The organism is Streptomyces panacea, assembly GCF_040560175.1.
GTDB classification, from domain to species: Bacteria; Actinomycetota; Actinomycetes; order Streptomycetales; family Streptomycetaceae; genus Streptomyces; species Streptomyces panacea.
This window is the reverse complement of sequence record NZ_JARJHW010000043.1, coordinates 1-17,744: the sequence shown is the minus strand read 5'-3', so window position 1 is coordinate 17,744 and position 17,744 is coordinate 1. Positions and strand designations below refer to the sequence as shown.

11 protein-coding genes are annotated in these 17,744 nt (G+C 71.4%); 7 read left to right on the top strand and 4 right to left on the bottom strand.

From position 1 onward, the window contains the following. Window positions 1–3: 3 nt before the first annotated feature. The 3 genes from P3L51_RS13350 (at window position 4) to P3L51_RS13340 (ending at window position 4,177) form a co-directional block, all read left to right on the top strand. On the top strand, window positions 4–570 hold the full coding sequence (locus P3L51_RS13350; protein WP_031231966.1) for a TerD family protein: 567 nt from the start codon (window positions 4–6) through the stop codon (window positions 568–570). A gap of 233 nt (window positions 571–803) precedes the next feature. After that, window positions 804–2,852, top strand: coding sequence for a TerD family protein (locus P3L51_RS13345; RefSeq protein WP_354605411.1), 2,049 nt, complete (start codon window positions 804–806; stop codon window positions 2,850–2,852). 281 nt (window positions 2,853–3,133) lie between these two features. Then, window positions 3,134–4,177 carry a TerC family protein gene (locus P3L51_RS13340; protein ID WP_354605384.1) on the top strand — a complete coding sequence of 348 codons (1,044 nt, stop codon included), beginning with the start codon at window positions 3,134–3,136 and terminating at the stop codon, window positions 4,175–4,177. A 111-nt stretch (window positions 4,178–4,288) separates the two neighbouring features. Here the strand turns inward: P3L51_RS13340 and P3L51_RS13335 are convergent, their stop codons facing one another. The 3 genes from P3L51_RS13335 to P3L51_RS13325 form a co-directional block, all read right to left on the bottom strand. Further along, window positions 4,289–5,335 (bottom strand): S66 family peptidase, encoded by a 1,047-nt coding sequence (locus P3L51_RS13335; RefSeq protein ID WP_354605383.1) that lies wholly within the window; start codon window positions 5,333–5,335, stop codon window positions 4,289–4,291. Window positions 5,336–5,402: 67 nt separating this feature from the next. Continuing rightward, window positions 5,403–6,059, bottom strand: coding sequence for an MBL fold metallo-hydrolase (locus P3L51_RS13330; protein WP_354605382.1), 657 nt, complete (start codon window positions 6,057–6,059; stop codon window positions 5,403–5,405). 10 nt (window positions 6,060–6,069) lie between these two features. Beyond that, a complete protein-coding gene (locus P3L51_RS13325; RefSeq protein WP_354605381.1) occupies window positions 6,070–6,756 on the bottom strand; it encodes a maleylpyruvate isomerase family mycothiol-dependent enzyme in 687 nt (228 codons plus the stop codon). A 228-nt stretch (window positions 6,757–6,984) separates the two neighbouring features. Between P3L51_RS13325 and uvrA the strand changes: the two genes are divergently transcribed. The 4 genes from uvrA (at window position 6,985) to P3L51_RS13305 (ending at window position 16,652) form a co-directional block, all read left to right on the top strand. Beyond that, entirely contained in the window at window positions 6,985–9,963 is a 2,979-nt protein-coding gene (gene uvrA / locus P3L51_RS13320; protein ID WP_354605380.1) for an excinuclease ABC subunit UvrA, read from the top strand. Window positions 9,964–10,062: 99 nt separating this feature from the next. Beyond that, on the top strand, window positions 10,063–10,314 hold the full coding sequence (locus P3L51_RS13315) for an acyl carrier protein (protein WP_354605379.1): 252 nt from the start codon (window positions 10,063–10,065) through the stop codon (window positions 10,312–10,314). A 22-nt stretch (window positions 10,315–10,336) separates the two neighbouring features. Next, the gene (locus tag P3L51_RS13310) at window positions 10,337–11,962 is read left to right on the top strand and encodes an amino acid adenylation domain-containing protein (RefSeq protein WP_354605378.1); all 1,626 of its coding nucleotides are present in this window, start codon (window positions 10,337–10,339) and stop codon (window positions 11,960–11,962) included. 97 nt (window positions 11,963–12,059) lie between these two features. Further along, entirely contained in the window at window positions 12,060–16,652 is a 4,593-nt protein-coding gene (locus tag P3L51_RS13305) for a non-ribosomal peptide synthetase (protein ID WP_354605377.1), read from the top strand. Here the strand turns inward: P3L51_RS13305 and P3L51_RS13300 are convergent. Beyond that, complete coding sequence (locus P3L51_RS13300) at window positions 16,649–17,548, bottom strand: carbohydrate kinase family protein (protein WP_354605376.1); 900 nt, start codon at window positions 17,546–17,548, stop codon at window positions 16,649–16,651. The two genes, P3L51_RS13305 and P3L51_RS13300, sit on opposite strands and share 4 nt — an antisense overlap. Window positions 17,549–17,744: the final 196 nt, after the last annotated feature.

Here is a 17,744-nt window from a genome sequence, read left to right as displayed (position 1 = left end):
AACCTGACCAAGGGGCAGGCGATCAGCCTGGAGAAGAGGGGCGGGGGCACCCTGACCGCGGTGCGCATGGGGCTCGGCTGGCAAGCCGCCCCGCGTCGTGGCCTGTTCGGGTCACGTACCCGCGAGATCGACCTGGACGCCTCGGCCGTGCTCTTCGCCGACAAGCAGCCGGTCGACGTGGTCTTCTTCCGCCACCTCGTCAGCGACGACGGCTCCGTACGGCACACCGGTGACAATCTCGTCGGCGGCGCCGGACAGGGCGGCGACGACGAGGCGATCCTCGTCGATCTGCAGCGGGTTCCGGTGCACATCGACCAGATCGTCTTCACGGTGAACTCGTTCACCGGCCAGACGTTCCAGGAGGTGCAGAACGCCTTCTGCCGCATCGTCGACGAGACCAACGGCGACGAGCTCGCCCGCTACACACTCGACGGCGGCGGTCAGTACACCGCGCAGATCATGGCCAAGGTGCACCGCGCCGGCGCCGGCTGGCAGATGACCGCCCTGGGCAACCCGGCCAACGGCCGGACGTTCCAGGACCTGATGCCGGCGATCCTGCCGCACCTGTAGGCACGGCTCTCGTCAGCGCAAGCGCAGCTCCCGGAGGCACGGCCGCCGGGAGCTGCACCGCTTGCCGGGCGGTATCGACAGACAGTCGCACCGAGCACCGAGCACTGAGCGCCAAGCACCGAGCAGCACCAACGGGCACCAACCGAACGGTCCCACCGGGCAGTTCGGACGCCGCACCACACGACGACATCACTACGGGGCACCGACGCGTGACCGACGAGGGGACAGAGGCGATGACGGCCGAGCTGGTCCGGGGGCAGAACCACCCCTTGCCCCACAGCCGACTGGAGATCCGGGTGACGGCCGGAGTGCCGGTCCTGGCGTGTGCCACCCTCGGCGACGACCGGGGCACGGTCCTCGGTGTCGAGTGGATCGCCCACCCCGGCTCGCCCACGCTGCCCGGCATCGAGGTCTCCCGGCAGGCCGCCGCGGGACTGCGCTTCCATGTCGACCTGGAGGCCGTACCCGACCGCGCGCAGCTGGTGCACCTACTGCTCGCGCTCCCCGAAGGGGTCGGCGGACCCTCCCGGTTCGGCACCACGGCCGCCCCGTTCGCCGCCGTCACCGCCACCGACGGCACCGAGATCGCCAGCTTCACCATCACCGGCCTGGAGGCGGAGTCCGCCGTCGTCGCCCTGGAGCTCTACCGCCGCCAGGGCGCCTGGAAGGTCCGCGCCGTCGGCCAGGGGTACGCGGGCGGGCTCGCCGAGCTGTTCGGCGACCAGGGCGTGCCGCAGGCCACCGAGTTCGCCGCCGGGATCCAGGAAGCGGTGGCCCGGCACATGGCCAGCGCGATCCAGGCACCGCTGACCGGCACGGCGGACGGCGCACGCGTCCGCTCCGACAGATCCGCCACGGCCACCCAGCCCGGCCAGACCGCGGGGGGCACCGGGGGCGCGGGAGCCTCGCCGGTTTCCGGCGTGACCCCCGGCTCCGGTACGACACCCGTCACCGGCGCCACACCGCACCAACTGCCGGGCACCCCCGGCCAGCAGCCGGCCGGCCCGTCGGACGGCCAGGGGCAGCAGCCGGCCGCCGCCGCGCACGGCACCGCCGGTGGACGGGTCAACTACACGCACCCGCGCCGGCGGACGACGGCTCCGCCCACCCCGCCGCCCGCGTCACCGCCGGCGCAGCCCGGCCAGGCGCCCCGCCCGGTCGCGGGCGACGCGACCGGCTGGTCCATGGAGGAGCGCCTGTACAACCAGGTGTGGGGCATGTTCGAGGACCTGGCCCGCGCCGCCGCCGCCTACCGCAGCGCCGTCGACTTCGCCGAGTCCCGGATGGACCAGGAGCTGGACCGGGTCCTGTCCGACCCGCGCAGCCGGATAGGCGGCACGGGCGACGCGGCCCGCGAAGTCGCCCGCGCCAAGCGCGACCGGCTCACCGACCAGGCGCGGGAGGCCCTCGACCGGGACCTCGGCCAGCTGGCCGCCGAGTCCGAGGTCGTCGAGCCCGCCCTGCCGCCCGCGTACGCCCGCTGGGACAACCCCGTCTGGCACGCCTACCGCGTCCCGATGGACAACCCGATGGCGCTGCGCCTCGGCGATCTCCACCTTCCCGAGAGCGCGGATCTGCGGATCCCCATGCTGGTCAGGCTCCCGCTGGAGCGCGGCCTGTGGATCGACAGCGGCCGGTCGGGCTCGGACGCCGCCCTGATGCTGGACGAGGGCCGGCTGCGCAGGCTCGCCATGGACAACGCGGTCGGTGTCGCCACGCGCCTCCTCGCGGCCTACCCGCCGGGCGAGTTCACCGTCCATGTGATCGACGCCGCGGGCTCGGCCGCCCTGTCCCTCGCCCCGCTGGTCGGCGCGGGCGTGCTGAACCAGCCGCCGGCGAGCGGCGCCGCGGGCGTCGCCGACGTACTCGCGAAGCTCACCCGGCGCGTGGACCTGACGCAGATGGCCATCAGGGCCGGCGCGGCCGACTCGCTGCCGCCCGATCTCGACACCGCCGAGCAGTTGCTGATCGTCAACGACTTCCCGCACGGGTTCGACGACCGCGCGGTGACCCAGCTGCGCTATCTCGCCGACGAGGGCCCGGCCGTCGGTGTCCATCTGATGATGGTCGCCGACCGCGAGGACGCCAGCGCGTACGGCCCCGTGCTCGACCCGCTCTGGCGCTCGCTGCTGCGGATCACACCGGTCGCCGACGACCACCTCGCCGACCCGTGGGTCGGACACGCGTGGACGTTCGAACCACTGACGATGCCGGCGGGCAGCCAGATACTCCGGCGGGTGCTCGAACAGGTAGCCGAGGCGCGGCGCGCCTGGCGCCGCTGACCCGGCCGGGTCAGGGCCCGTCCCCGCACCCGTCCGTGAGCGGCTGAACAGCAGCTGACCTGCACGTCGGCGCCCGCCCGACCCTGAACTTTACCTTCTCTTGGGGTTTCCTGTACTCTCCATTGAACGGAGGGGAGTACTCCCACACCGCGACGTACCCGTCAATACGGACCGCCATCGGTCCCGGGGCGTCGGCCCGCCGGCGCAGATGAGACGCCCGGGTGGAAGAGACCTCCGGCAGCGACGACGCTGATCAGTAGCCGTACGACGCCGGAGGCGCAGTGGACGTTTCATGGACCCTTTGGGTACTGACCATTCTTGGTCTGTGTGCCCTGATCTCGGTCGACTTCCTCATCGGGCGCAAGCCCCATGACGTGTCGATCAAAGAAGCCGGAATCTGGACGGTCGTCTGGATCGTTCTCGCCGCCCTGTTCGGCATCGGCCTGCTGATATTCGGCACCAGCCAGGCATCGGGCGAGTTCTTCGCCGGATTCATCACCGAGAAGTCGCTCAGTGTCGACAATCTCTTCGTCTTCGTCCTGATCATGGCGAAGTTCTCGGTGCCCTCACACCTCCAGCAGCGGGTGCTGCTCGTCGGTGTGCTCATCGCCCTCGTCCTGCGCGCCATCTTCATCGCGGCGGGCGCGGCGATCATCGCCAGCTTCTCGTGGGTCTTCTACATCTTCGGCGCGTTCCTGATCTACACCGCCTGGAAGCTCATCCAGGAGGCGCGCTCCGACGACGAGGAGGAGGAGTTCGAGGAGAACCGCCTCCTGAAGTCGATCGAGAACCGCTTCGGAGTCGCCGACAGGTACCACGGCACGAAGCTCTTCATCGAGAAGAACGGCAAGCGCATCCTGACCCCGCTGATGGTGGTCATGCTCGCCATCGGCACCACCGATGTGCTGTTCGCGCTGGACTCGATCCCCGCGATCTTCGGTCTGACCCAGGACCCGTACATCGTCTTCACCGCCAACGCCTTCGCGCTGATGGGTCTGCGACAGCTGTACTTCCTGATCGGTGGCCTGCTCAGGAAGCTGGTCCACCTCAGTTACGGTCTGTCGATCATCCTCGGCTTCATCGGCGTCAAGCTGGTGCTGCACGCGCTGCACGAGAACGGGGTGAATGTCCCCGAGATCTCCATCCCGTTCTCGCTGGCCGTGATCTGCGGTGTGCTGATCATCACCACGATCACCAGCCTGATCGCCTCCAAGAAGCAGGCGGAGCGCGACGCGGCCGAGGGCAAGGACGGCAAGGACGGCAAGGACGGCCAGGACAAGGCCGAGGGCAAGGACAGCGAGGGCAAGGCCGACATCGAGGCCTGACCGCGCGACGTACGAGACACCCGTACGAGACACCGGGACCGGGGCGAGTGGCACCAGCCACTCGCCCCGGTCCCGTCTGTCCGCCGGTTCCGTCGGTGTCCCCGTGCCGCCTCAGTACGTGACGGTGATCCGCCGCGCGGGCCCGTCCACCCGGGCCGTGCCGCCGTACGGAATGACCAGTTGCGGATCGGTGTGTCCGAAGTCCACGTCGAGGACGGCCATCGTGTCGGGGGCGTACGTCTCCAGCGCCCGTACCACCGCCGCGCGCTGCTCCCGGGCGTACAGCGCGGACTCCTCCGGGCTGTTCCGCCGCTCCAGCGACCAGGTCTTGGGCCGTCCCATCAGCAGTGCGGGGAAGCGCCGCAGCAGCCCGCGCTCGCCCATGTCACGCAGGACCCGGAAGACCTCGCCGGCGCCCGGCAACTCCTCCGAGGTCTCCAGCAGGAGCACACAGCCGTCGTACGCGGCGAGGTCTTCCTGGATCTCCCGGTCGGCCACGAACAGCCCGGACAGGGTCTCCAGATTTCCGCCCCAGGTCCGGCCCTCCACCACGCGCTGGGGTCCGTGCACCGTCCATCCCGCGCCCGGCCGGGTCTCGGGCTCGGCGAGGAAGGTCGCCGGGTCGGCCCAGTCGCCGTCGGTGTCGCGGAAGCGCGCGGCGGGAGCGAGTTCGTACGGCCCCGAGGTGAAGAGGGCGGCGCGCAGCGACGCCTCCGTAAGAGGATCCATCGCGCCGGGCCGCCCCAGCTCGCACATCACGCTGCCGCCGTGGAAGGCGACGATCCCGGTGTTCCAGAGGAAGGCCAGCAGATTGGTGTTGTCGCTCCAGCCGAAGAACGGCTTGGGGCAGGCGCGGATCAACTCGCGGTCCAGCAGCGGCAGTACGGTGATCTGGTCGTCCCCGCCGATGCTCGCGACGACCGCCCTGACCGTCGGATCCGCGAAGGCGGCGTGGATGTCGTCGGCCCGCTCACGTGGCGTCGAACCCATCTTCCGCGTCGTCGGATACTCGACGGGCACCAGGCCGAAGTCCTTCTCCAGCCGGGTCAGTCCCAGTTCGTACGGGCGCGGGAACAGACCCGGCAGCCCGGACGAGGGGGAGAGCACGGCGATCCGGTCGCCGGGGCGCGGCTTGGCGGGATACGTGAGCGGCTGCATACGACCGGAGCGTAACGAGAGCCCCGGGTCGTGGGCAGCCGGTTTTCCGCCGGACGGGGGCCGCCGCCTACCAGCCGCGTTCGCGCCAGGCAGGCAGCTGCGGGCGTTCGGCGCCGAGCGTGGTGTCGTCGCCGTGGCCCGGATAGACCCAGGTCTCGTCCGGCAGCCGGTCGAAGAGCTTCGTCTCGACGTCGTTGATGAGACTGGCGAAGGCCTTCGGGTCCTGGTGCGTGTTGCCCACGCCGCCGGGGAAGAGGCAGTCGCCCGTGAAGAGGTGCGGGTGGCCGTGCGGGTCGTCGTAGACCAGGGCGATCGAGCCCGGTGTGTGACCGACGAGATGGCGCGCGGTCAGTTCGATCAGTCCGACCCGGATCGTGTCGCCGTCCTCGACCAGCACCTCGGTCGGGACGGGGATCCCCTCGGCGTCGTACCGTCCGGCGTAGGTCTCGGCGCCGGTGGCGGCCACGACCTCGGCCAGCGCCTGCCAGTGGTCCCCGTGGCGGTGCGTGGTGACGACGGACGCGATGCCGTCGTCACCGATCAGCGTCAGCAGTGTGGCCGCGTCGTTCGCCGCGTCGATCAGCAGTTGCTCCCCGGTGGCCCGGCAGCGCAGCAGATAGGCATTGTTTTTCATCGCACCGACGGCGACCTTGGAGATCATCAGGTCGGTCAACTCGTGCACATCCGCCGGTCCGTCGAGCTTCACGGCTCCGCTGTAGGTCATACGACTCAGCCTATAGCGGAGGCAGTACGGGCAGCGAAGAGTCCGACGTCTTGAGCGCCGTCCCGTCGCGACGGCCGGCGAGCCAGCCCATGAGGTCGGCCGCCGGTCCGGTGACGGTGGCCGGAGTGCCGTCGGCGCGGCCGGTGCGCCAGGTGTGTCCGCCGGGGGAGGTCAGGGCGAGCGGCGGTACGTCGGCGTGCCCGGCGAAGCGCTCGGTCAGGAAGTCGATCTCGCGGTCGGTGAAGTCGTCGGAGAGATCTTCGAGGTCCCGGCCGATACCGAGGTCGACATGGTGGAGCTCGACCTCGACGAGCCTGCGGAACGGGACCCGGGCGGCCACGTCCGTCACGCCGTTGCGGAGCGCGACCGTGCGTGCCCAGTCGGCGGGGACGGCCGCCACCCGCCGGAAGCGCTCGGCCGTGGCACGTACGTCGGCGACCTGGGCGTCCAGGGGGCGCGGGGCGTCCCGCTCGATGTCGGTGTCGCGGGTCACGGCGTCCGGGTACATCGGCCGGCCTTCGAGCACATTGACGAGTGCGTCGGCGTTCCTGGCCAGATGTGCCAGTACGTGACCACGGCTCCAGCCCGGCAGCCGTGACGGCTCGGCCACGGAGGCGTTGTCCAGTCGGGCGGCCGCGGTGAGGAGCCGCTCGGTCGCTTCACGCAGGGATTCCAGGTCGCGCACATGATCGAGCATGGGGCCGACGATAGCCCCACCACTCCTTCGGGTGAAGGCGGTCGCAAGGCGCCGTAAATCGAATGCGCGTGCTATAAGCTCGTCGGAGGCATCCTGGTAAGGAGCCCTCGCAGCCCGGTGCCCCAGTGACCCGGGTCATTCCGCTTGGCAGTCCATCGCTCTGGCGACCCCCATTACTCTGGAACGGGGGCTCCGCCCCTGCTTCTCTCTAGAAAGGTGCGGACCGGCGTGGCCGACCGTCTCATCGTCCGTGGCGCTCGCGAACACAATCTCAAGAACGTCTCGCTCGACCTTCCCCGTGACTCCCTGATCGTCTTCACCGGGCTCTCCGGGTCGGGCAAGTCCTCCCTCGCGTTCGACACGATCTTCGCCGAGGGACAGCGCCGCTATGTCGAGTCGCTGTCCTCCTACGCCCGGCAGTTCCTCGGCCAGATGGACAAGCCGGACGTCGACTTCATCGAAGGGCTCTCGCCGGCCGTCTCCATCGACCAGAAGTCCACCTCCCGCAACCCCCGCTCGACGGTCGGCACGATCACCGAGGTCTACGACTACCTCCGGCTGCTCTTCGCCCGTATCGGCAAGCCGCACTGCCCCGAGTGCGGCCGGCCGATCACCCGCCAGTCGCCGCAGGCGATTGTCGACAAGGTCCTGGAGCTGCCCGAGGGCAGCCGCTTCCAGGTGCTGTCGCCGCTGATCAGGGAGCGCAAGGGCGAATTCGTCGACCTGTTCGCGGACCTCCAGACCAAGGGGTACAGCCGGGCGCGCGTCGACGGGCAGACCATCCAGCTGAGCGAGCCGCCGAAGCTCAAGAAGCAGGAGAAGCACACCATCGAGGTGGTCGTCGACCGCCTCACGGTGAAGGGCAGCGCCAAGCGCCGGCTGACCGACTCGGTCGAGACCGCGCTCGGGCTCTCCGGCGGCATGGTCGTGCTCGACTTCGTCGACCTCCCGGAGGACGACCCCGAGCGCGAGCGGATGTATTCGGAGCATCTGTACTGCCCGTACGACGACCTGTCGTTCGAGGAGCTGGAGCCGCGTTCCTTCTCCTTCAACTCGCCCTTCGGCGCCTGCCCCGACTGCACCGGCATCGGCACCCGTATGGAGGTCGACCCGGAGCTGATCGTCCCCGACGAGGAGAAGTCGCTCGACGAGGGCGCCATCCACCCCTGGTCGCACGGCCACACGCGGGAGTACTTCGGCCGGCTCATCGGCGGCCTGGCCGAGTCCGTCGGCTTCCGTACGGACATCGCGTGGGCGGGACTGCCGCAGCGTGCCAAGAAGGCCCTGCTGTACGGCCACAAGACCCAGGTCGAGGTGCGTTACCGGAACAGGTACGGCCGCGAGCGGGCGTACACGACCCCGTCCTTCGAGGGCGCGGTCTCCTTCGTCAAGCGGCGGCACTCCGAGGCGGAGAGCGACACCAGCAGGGAGCGCTTCGAGGGCTACATGCGCGAAGTGCCCTGCCCGACGTGCCACGGCACCCGCCTCAAGCCGCTCGTCCTCGCGGTCACGGTCATGGACCGGTCCATCGCCGACATCGCCGCGATGTCGATCAGCGAGTGCGCCGACTTCCTCGGCGAGATGACGCTGAACGCCAGGGACAAGCGGATCGCCGAGCGCGTCCTCAAGGAGGTCAACGAGCGGCTGAGGTTCCTGGTCGACGTCGGCCTGGACTATCTCTCGCTCAACCGCGCGGCCGGCACACTCTCCGGCGGCGAGGCGCAGCGCATCCGGCTCGCCACCCAGATCGGCTCCGGTCTGGTCGGCGTGCTCTACGTCCTGGACGAGCCGTCCATCGGCCTGCACCAGCGCGACAACCACCGGTTGATCGAGACCCTCATCCGGCTGCGCGACATGGGCAACACCCTGATCGTCGTGGAGCACGACGAGGACACCATCAAGGTGGCCGACTGGATCGTCGACATCGGCCCCGGCGCGGGCGAGCACGGCGGCAAGGTCGTCCACTCCGGCACGTTGAAGGAACTCCTGGACAACGAGGAGTCGATCACCGGGCAGTATCTGGCCCGCAAGAAGGCCATCCCGACGCCGGACGTGCGCAGACCGATCGACCCCGGGCGCAAGCTCACCGTGCACGGCGCGCGGGAGAACAACCTGCGGGACATCGACGTGTCGTTCCCGCTCGGGCTGTTCACCGCTGTCACGGGCGTCTCAGGATCCGGCAAGTCGACCCTGGTCAACGACATCCTCTACATGCACCTGGCCCGGGAGCTGAACGGCGCCAAGTCGGTGCCGGGGCGCCACACCCGCATCGACGGGGACGACCAGGTCGACAAGGTCGTGCATGTCGACCAGTCGCCCATCGGCCGTACGCCCCGGTCCAACCCGGCCACGTACACCGGGGTGTTCGACCATGTGCGCAAGCTCTTCGCCGAGACGATGGAGGCGAAGGTCCGCGGCTATCTCCCCGGGCGCTTCTCCTTCAACGTCAAGGGCGGGCGCTGCGAGAACTGCGCGGGCGACGGCACGATCAAGATCGAGATGAACTTCCTGCCGGACGTGTACGTCCCGTGCGAGGTCTGCCACGGCGCGCGCTACAACCGGGAGACCCTGGAGGTCCACTACAAGGGCAAGTCCATCGCCGAGGTGCTGGACATGCCCATCGAGGAGGGGCTCGACTTCTTCGAGGCCGTCCCGACGATCTCCCGCCATCTCAAGACGCTCAACGAGGTGGGTCTGGGCTATGTGCGGCTCGGTCAGTCCGCGCCGACCCTCTCGGGCGGCGAGGCGCAGCGCGTGAAGCTGGCCAGCGAGCTCCAGAAACGGTCCACGGGCCGCACGGTGTACGTGCTGGACGAGCCCACGACCGGGCTGCACTTCGACGACATCAGCAAGCTGATCAACGTGCTGTCGGGGCTGGTCGACAAGGGCAACACGGTGATCGTCATCGAGCACAACCTGGACGTCATCAAGACGGCGGACTGGGTCGTCGACATGGGTCCCGAGGGTGGCAACGGCGGCGGGCTCGTCGTCGCCGAGGGCACACCGGAGGAGGTGGCCGGGGTCGCGACCAGCCACACCGGGAAGTTCCTGCGGGAGATCCTCGACGCGGAGCGGATCAGCGACGCCGCTCCCTCGGGACGGACGAAGTCACCGGCCCGGAAGACCGCGGCGAAGACCACCGCGGCGAAGGCCCCGGCGAAGAAGGCCGCTGCCAGGAAGACGGCCGCGCGGTCACGTAAGTCCTGACATCGATGGGCCGAGGCGTCCCGCCGGGGCGCCTCGGCCGAACGTATGCGCGGGATCTGGGTCAGAATGGTCACCTTCCATCAAACGGCAGGATGCGAGATGAAGGTGTCCGAGCAGCAGCGTGGCGACAGCGCTTCCGTCGTCCGGATCATGGCAGAGGTCCTCGGAGCCGGTGAGTTGAAGCCCTCCGACAGCTTCTACGACTTCGGCGGCACATCCCTCCAAGCGGTACGCATATGCACCCGCGTCAAGAGAGAGCTGGGCATCCGGGTCTCTCCCGACACGGTCTTCGACAGTGAGACGGTCGCCGATTTCAGTGCCGCCGTGATCGCCCGCGGCGAAGCCGTCTGACGGGGACGGAGACCGACTTCTCATGTCCCGCGTGTCCCCCATGCCGCGCCCGCCAGGTGCGCGGCTCATCCACGAGGCCGTCGCGCGGCAGGCCCGACTCCGGCCGGACGCCACCGCACTCGTCCACGCGGGCCGGCGCGTCAGCTACCGGACGCTCGACCGGGCCGCGGAGGCGTACGCCGCGGAGCTCGGCCGGCTCGGTGTCGGCCCAGGGCGGCCGGTGCCCGTGCTGCTGCCGCGCTCGCCCCAACTGGTGGCCGTGCTCCTCGCCGTACTCAAACGCGGTGCCGCCTACGCGGCGCTGGACCCGAAGCTGCCCGCCGACCGGCTGCGGACCGTACTCGGCATGCTCGCGCCGCCGGTCGTCGTGGGCCCGCCGCCGGTCGAGGGCGCGGCGCCCGCGGTGGACGCCGGCGATCGCACCGTATGGACTCCACCCGCCGAGGAGCTGAGCGAAGCGGCCGGCCGGGCACCGGACGCGGACTCCGCACCGGCCACGTTCCCCCCGCCGGAGCGGGACGCGGCGGACGGGTCCGCGCCGGCCACCGTGTTCTTCACCTCGGGCACCACCGGCACCCCCAAGGGAGTGCTCTCACCGCACCGCGCCACCACCCGGCTGTTCGGCCCGGACAGCTTCGCCGACTTCGGCCCCGGCCGCGTGATGCCCCAGGCCGCCCCCGTCTCGTGGGACGCGCTCACCCTCGAACTGTGGAGCATGCTGACCACCGGCGGCACCGTCGTGCTCGTCGACGGCGACTACTTCCTCCCCGACGATCTGGCCGAACTCGTCGAATCCACCGGCCTGGACACCATCTGGCTCACCGCCGCCCTCTTCAACCTCTTCGTGGACGAGGACCCCGGCTGCTTCACCGGGCTGCGCCAGGTCTTCACTGGCGGCGAGCGGCTCTCCGCCCCGCACATCCGGGCCTTCCTCGCCCGGCACCCGGGAATCACGCTGCTCAACGGTTACGGCCCGGTCGAGTGCTGCGTCTTCGTCACCACCCACCGGATCCGACCGGCCGACTGCGAGGCCGAGTACGGCATCCCGCTCGGCACGGCGGTCCCCGGCACCGCCATCCATGTCCTCGACGGCGACCACGAGGTCCCGCCCGGCGCGCTCGGTGAGATCTGTGTCTCCGGGGACGGCCTGGCCGACGGCTACCTCGGCAACGAGCGGGCGACGGCGGAGAGTTTCGCCACATTCGACCCCGGCACCGGCCCCAGAAGGATCTACCGCACCGGCGATCTCGGCCGGCTGGACAGCGACGGGACACTGCACTTCCACGGCCGCGCCGACCGGCAGATCAAGATCTCCGGGCACCGCGTCGAGCCCGCCGAGACAGAGGCCGCGGCCTTGCGCCTGCCGGGCATACGGGAGTGCGCCGTGCTTCCCGTGGCAGGTGAGAGCGGTGCGTACGAACGGCTCGCGCTCTTCTACACCGCCCAGCCGTACGACGGGACGGGCTCCACCGGTGACCCCGAGGGCGCGGCCGACGGCGCCTCTCCGGAGCCGGACACCGTACGGAAATCGCTCGCCGCCGTGCTGCCGCGCGCCCAGGTGCCCGACGAGGTCCGGCGGATCCGGGCCTTCCCCCGGACGCCCAACGGGAAGATCGACAGCGTCGCTCTGTTGGACCAGCCGGGCTGAGAGACGCATGATCGGTGTCTGAATATCGCCGCACCCGGCCTCAGCCGCCACCCCCCAGAGGTCCGTCCCAGTCGTTCGCACCACGAAGCGAGAAGCGATGGAACCGCGTACCTATCCGATGTCGTTCGAGCAGGAGTCGATCTGGCTCAACGACCAGTACCAGCAAGGCACCTCGCGCTATCTGGAGTCGTGGGTCCACCGGCTGCGGGGCCCTCTCGACATCGTTGCCGTCGAAGCGGCGCTGACCGGCGTCGTGGCCCGGCACGAAGCGCTGCGCAGTCGTTTGACGCTGGTGGACGGCCTGCCCCGGCAGACCGTCCTCCCACCGATGCGGGTCCCCGTCGACGTACGGCGGATCACGGCGGACGAGCGGGAAACCGCGCTCAGGGACGCCGTCACCCGGCAGACGGACCTCGCCGAACCGCCGCTGCTGACGGCCACGCTGCTGGTGATCGCCGACGGCGCGGACGACGACGTCATCGACCCGCGTTCGCGTCCGCGCGCGGACGGTGAGTCCGTACTCGCCGTCGCGATCCACCACGCCGTGATCGACGGCTGGTGCTTCAGCCTCCTCGACCAGGAGTTCAGCGAGCTGTACCGCGCCGAGGTGGAGCACCGGGCGCCCCGGCTGCCCGAACTGCCCCTCCAGTCGGGGCCGTACGCCCAGCGCCAGCGGAGCACCGACGGCGAACATCGCGCGCGGCTGATCGAGCACTGGCGGGCCGAACTGGCCGGCGCGCCCGACGAGTCGTCCTTCCCGGCCGACCGCCGCCGCCCCCCGGCCCTCAGCCACCACGGCGGCCAGGTGGAGTTCGGCGTCGACGCCGCCACGGGGGCGCTGATACGCGGCCTCGCCGCCCGGCTGCGGACGACACGTTTCGTGGTGCTGGCCGCGGCGCTGACCGCGCTGATCGGCCGGCACACCGGCCAGGACGACCTCGTCATCGGCACGCCGGTGTCGCGCCGCGACGAGCCGGAGACCGAGGACCTCATCGCCTGCCTCACCGATGTGCTGCCGCTGCGCGGACGGCCGCGCCACGACCGGTCGTTCACGGACCTGGTGGTGGAGATGAGGCATCAGGTCAGATCGACCGTCCGGCACAAGGACGTGCCGTACAGCCATCTGGTGCGCGAGCTGGGTGTCGAGCGCACCCTGAGCCGGTTCCCGCTGTTCCAGGTGGTGTTCGCGGTCGACGACGCGCCGCCGTCGGCGCTCTCCCTGCCCGGCGTGGCGGCCGAGCGCTTCCAGGTGCACGGCGGGACGGCCAAGTACGACGTGTTCCTGCACCTGATGCCCGACGGGGACGGGTACCGCGGACTCTGGGAGTACTCCGCCGACCTCTTCGACCACGCGACGGCCGAGCGCCTGGCGGCCCGGTTCCGTACGCTCGTCGCCGACGCCGTCGCCCGCCCGGAGACCGCGCTCCAGGACCTGGCGGTCATGCCCGCCGACGAGGAGCGGCGGACGCTCACCGAGTGGGCACACGGCGCGCAGCCGCCCCGCGAAGTCCCGCTCGTGCACGAGGCGTTCGCGCGGTCCGCCCGGCTGACACCGGACGCGCCCGCCGTCGTGGCGCACGGGCGGACCCTGTCGTACGCGGAGCTGGACGCCGCCGCCGACCGGGTCGCCGCGGTGCTCGTCGCGCGAGGCGTCGTACGCCGCCCCGTCGGCGTGTGCGTGGAGCGGACGGCGGACCTGCCGGTGGTCGTCCTCGGGGTGCTGAAGGCGGGCGGCAGCTGTGTGCCGGTCGACCCGGACCATCCGGCGGAGCGGATCGCCTTCACGGTGCGGGACAGCGGGATCGACGTCCTGCTCACCCAGCGCGGCTGCCGGCCGGCCGAACTGCCCGCCGGCGTCGAGGCGGTGCTCCTCGACGACCTGCCGGACGTACCGGACCTGGCTGACGTGCAGGACGTGCCGGGGCGGGCCGACGCCGGGCCGCCGTTCACCGGCCCCGTCGTCCCGGTGGGGCCCGACGACCTCGTGTACGTCATCTACACCTCGGGTTCGACGGGCCGGCCCAAGGGCGTCGCCATGGAACACGGCCCGCTGGCCAATCTGATCGAATGGCAGCGACGCCGGTCGGCGACCGGGTCGGACCCGAGTGAGGGGGCGCGCACCCTTCAGTTCGCGCCCCTCGGCTTCGACGTCGCGTTCCAGGAGATCTTCGCCACCTGGGCGGCGGGCGGCACGCTCGTCCTCGTCGACGAACAGGTCCGCAGGGATCCGCACCAACTGCTCGACCTGATCGCGGCGGAGCGGATCGAGCGGCTGTTCCTGCCGTTCGTCGCGTTGCAGCAGTTGGTGGAGTACGCGTGCGCCACCGGCCGTCGCTGCGACTCCCTCATAGAGGTCCTCACGGCGGGCGAACAGCTCCAGGTCACGCCCGCCCTGCGGCAGTTCTTCGGCACACTCACCTCGGCCACGCTGGAGAACCAGTACGGCCCCTCCGAGACCCACGTCGTGACGGCGGAACGGCTGGGCCCCGACCCCGCCGCCTGGCCCGGCCTGCCGAGCATCGGACGCCCCGTCGACGGCGCCACGGTCCTCCTGCTGGACGAACGGCTGCGGCCCGTCCCGGCGGGCGTCCCGGGCGAGATCTGCGTCGGCGGACCGGTGGTCGCGCGCGGCTACGTGGGGCGCCCCGAGTTGACGGCCGAGAAGTTCGTGCCCGGCGACCTCCCCGGAACCGGGGCGGGTACGCGAGGGGGCAGCCGCTTCTACCGCACCGGTGACCTGGCCCGGCTGCTGCCCGACGGCCGGATCCAGTACATCGGCCGGAGCGACGGCCAGGTCAAGATCCGGGGCCACCGGGTGGAGACCGGCGAGGTGGAGGCCGCCGTACGCGCCCAGCCCGGCGTGGCCGGCGCGGCGGTCGTGGCCCAGGACCTCGGCCCGGGAGCCGGCAAGCGGCTCCTCGCCTACTACATCGCCGGTGACCCGGACCTGGCCGGCCCCGAGGAGATGCGGCAGCGGCTGCGAGCCCGGCTGCCCGACCCGCTGGTCCCGGCGCGCTGTGTACCGGTCGACCGCTTCCCGCTCACGTCGAGCGGCAAGGTCGACCGCGCCGCACTCGCCGCGAGGAGAGGCTGCGGGGAGGACCGGGGCGAGGGCGCCGGCGAGAACGGCACCGCACGGGCCGTCACGCCGCTGACCGCCACACAGGAGCGGATCGCCCATCTGTGGTCGGCGCTGCTCGGCCCCGGCACCATCGGCGCGCACGACGACTTCTTCACGCTCGGCGGCGATTCCCTGCTGGCGACCCGGCTCGTCCTCGCGCTCCGCGAGGAGCTGGACGTACGGGTACCGCTCCGCTCGGTCTTCACCTCACCGACCGTCGCGGGCCTCGCCGCACTGGTGGACGCCTCCTCGACAGGAGGGCGTACGGAGGCCGTTCCCGACCTCACCGACGACCTGCGACTCGCCCCCGACATCGTTGCCGCCGACGATGTCCGCACCGTCGTCCCCGACCCGGAGCAGGTCCTCCTCACTGGAGCCACCGGTTTCCTCGGCGCCTTCCTACTGAGGGAGCTGCTGCGCCGGACCGACGCCACCGTCCACTGTCTGGTGCGCGGCAGCGACCGGCCGAACGCGGAGAAGCGACTGCGCTCGGCCCTTGAGTCGTACGGCCTCACCGACCCGGCCACCGAACACCGCGTCATCGTCGTCCCGGGCGATCTGGCCCGGCCCCGACTGGGCCTCTCGGCGGCCGGCTTCGACCGGCTCGCCCGCACCGTCGACGCCGTCTACCACTGCGGAGCCGCCGTCAATCTGGTGTTCTCCTACGAGCGGTTGAGAGACGCCAACGTGTACGGCACGCAGGAGATCCTGCGGCTGGCCGCCCTGCACCGCACCGTGCCCGTCCACCACATCTCCACCGTCGGTGTGTACGGAGGCGGTGGGGCCGGGAGCGCGTACGGCGCCGGCGAAGGGCCCGCCCGCCCCGTACGGTCCGTACGGCCGCAGGACCCGACCGGACCGGCCGCCGCGCTCGAACACGGCTACACGCGGAGCAAATGGGCGGCGGAGCGGCTCGTCGAGGACGCGCGCGCCCGCGGGCTGCCCGTCTCCGTCTACCGGCCCACCCGCATCACGGGCGAGTCGGCCACCGGTGTCTGCCAGACGGGCGACTTCATGTGGCTGCTGCTGAAGGGCTGCGTCCAGGCGGGCGTCGCCCCGGCGGACGTCGACACCGCCTTCGACCTCGTGCCCGTGGACTACGTCAGCGCCGCCGTGGTGGCGCTCTCCCGCCAACCCCGGTCGGCGGGGCGGACGTTCCATGTCGCGGGGGAGCGCCCGCTGCGGATGGACACCGCCGTGGCGCGCCTGCGCGCACTCGGTCACTCCGTCCGGGACGTCCCCGTCGCCGACTGGCTAGCCGCCACCGAGGCCGATCCCGGCAACGCCGCCTTCCCGCTGCTCACGACCATGGCCGCCGAGACGCGCGGAGGGGGCTCGGAGGGGAGCGTGCTCTTCGACGCGGAGGAGACGCGGCGCGCGCTGGAGGGCACCGGGATCGGCTGCCCCGACATCGACGAAGACCTCTTCCGTACGTATGTGGAGTACTTCACCCGCACAGGGTTCCTGCCGCCGCCCTCCGCCGCGGCCGGTCCGGCGCCGTCCCCGCCCTCGTCGTCTGTTCCGAGGCCGCAGCCGCAGCCCCCGGTCGACTCCGTCTTCACCCGCTAAGGCCGCACCTCGGCCTCATAAGGAGGCTCAGCGCCGGTGCGGGAGCAGGTGACGGCGGCGGCCCGCGCGGCGAAGCCGAGGATGTCCCGCCACTGCTCCGCGTCGAGCGCGTCCAGCGCCCGCTCCGACAGGGCGTCGCGGGCGCCCAACCGGTGCAGCAGCGCGGCGTTCACGGTGTCGCCCGCGCCGATCGTGTCCACGACGTCCATCGGGGCGGCCGGTACGGAGATCTCCGCCCCGGCCCGCGTCCGTACGGTCAGCCCCTCGGCGCCACGCGTCAGCACCACGGCCGCCGGGCCGCGCGGCACCCCTCCGAGCCACCGGGAGTCCTCCTCGGAGAGCTTCAGGAGCGACACGTACGGCAGCCACCCCGCGAAGCGCGCGCGGTAGGCGTCGGCGTCCGGAATCAGCGGTGGCCGGATGTTCGGGTCGAGCAGGGTGAAGACCCCGCGGTCCGCCTCACGGCGCAGCAGCGCCTCGTACGCGCTCGCGCCCGGTTCGAGGACGAGGGAGCAGGTGCCCAGGGCGAGCGCCCGCGCCGACGGCGGCAGTCGGGGCGGCAGCTCGAAGAGCCGGTCGGCGGTGCCCTGGGCGTAGAAGCCGTAGCCGGCCGAACCGTCGCTTCCCACGGAGGCGACGGCGAGCGTCGTCGGTTCGGGGCCGCGCTGTACGAGGGAGGTGTCGACCCGCGCCGAGCGCAGACCGTCCAGCAGGGCCGCGCCGAAGCCGTCCGTGGAGACGCGCGAGCAGAAGGCGGTCGCCGTGCCGAGCCGGCCGAGGGCGACGGCGGTGTTGTACGGGCCACCGCCGAGCCGGGGCAGCAGGGGTGGCAGCGGGCCACCGGCGGCGGGCTGCGGGACCAGGTCGATCAGGGACTCTCCGGCGACGACGATCACGCCGCCGAACGTAACCCATCGTCCGCACGTGCGACAGCGTGTGCGTGCCGACCGCACGCGGGCCGCGCACGACGCCGGGGAGCCGCGCACGACCCCGCGCATGAGCCGCGCACGACGCCCGGAGGAGGCGCCGGAATCGCCACCGGTAGGGTCGAACGCAGCGCCAGCCTTCTGACCAGTGGAGACACCATGCCCG

Bases quoted from the DNA above. Each gene is read 5' to 3' on its own strand.
- P3L51_RS13345 (WP_354605411.1), top strand. From the start codon at position 804: ATGACGGCCGAGCTGGTCCGGGGGCAGAACCACCCCTTGCCCCACAGC.
- P3L51_RS13305 (WP_354605377.1), top strand. From the start codon at position 12,060: ATGGAACCGCGTACCTATCCGATGTCGTTCGAGCAGGAGTCGATCTGG.
- P3L51_RS13335 (WP_354605383.1), bottom strand. From the start codon at position 5,335: ATGCAGCCGCTCACGTATCCCGCCAAGCCGCGCCCCGGCGACCGGATC.
- P3L51_RS13325 (WP_354605381.1), bottom strand. From the start codon at position 6,756: ATGCTCGATCATGTGCGCGACCTGGAATCCCTGCGTGAAGCGACCGAG.
- P3L51_RS13310 (WP_354605378.1), top strand. From the start codon at position 10,337: ATGTCCCGCGTGTCCCCCATGCCGCGCCCGCCAGGTGCGCGGCTCATC.
- P3L51_RS13330 (WP_354605382.1), bottom strand. From the start codon at position 6,059: ATGACCTACAGCGGAGCCGTGAAGCTCGACGGACCGGCGGATGTGCAC.
- P3L51_RS13315 (WP_354605379.1), top strand. From the start codon at position 10,063: ATGAAGGTGTCCGAGCAGCAGCGTGGCGACAGCGCTTCCGTCGTCCGG.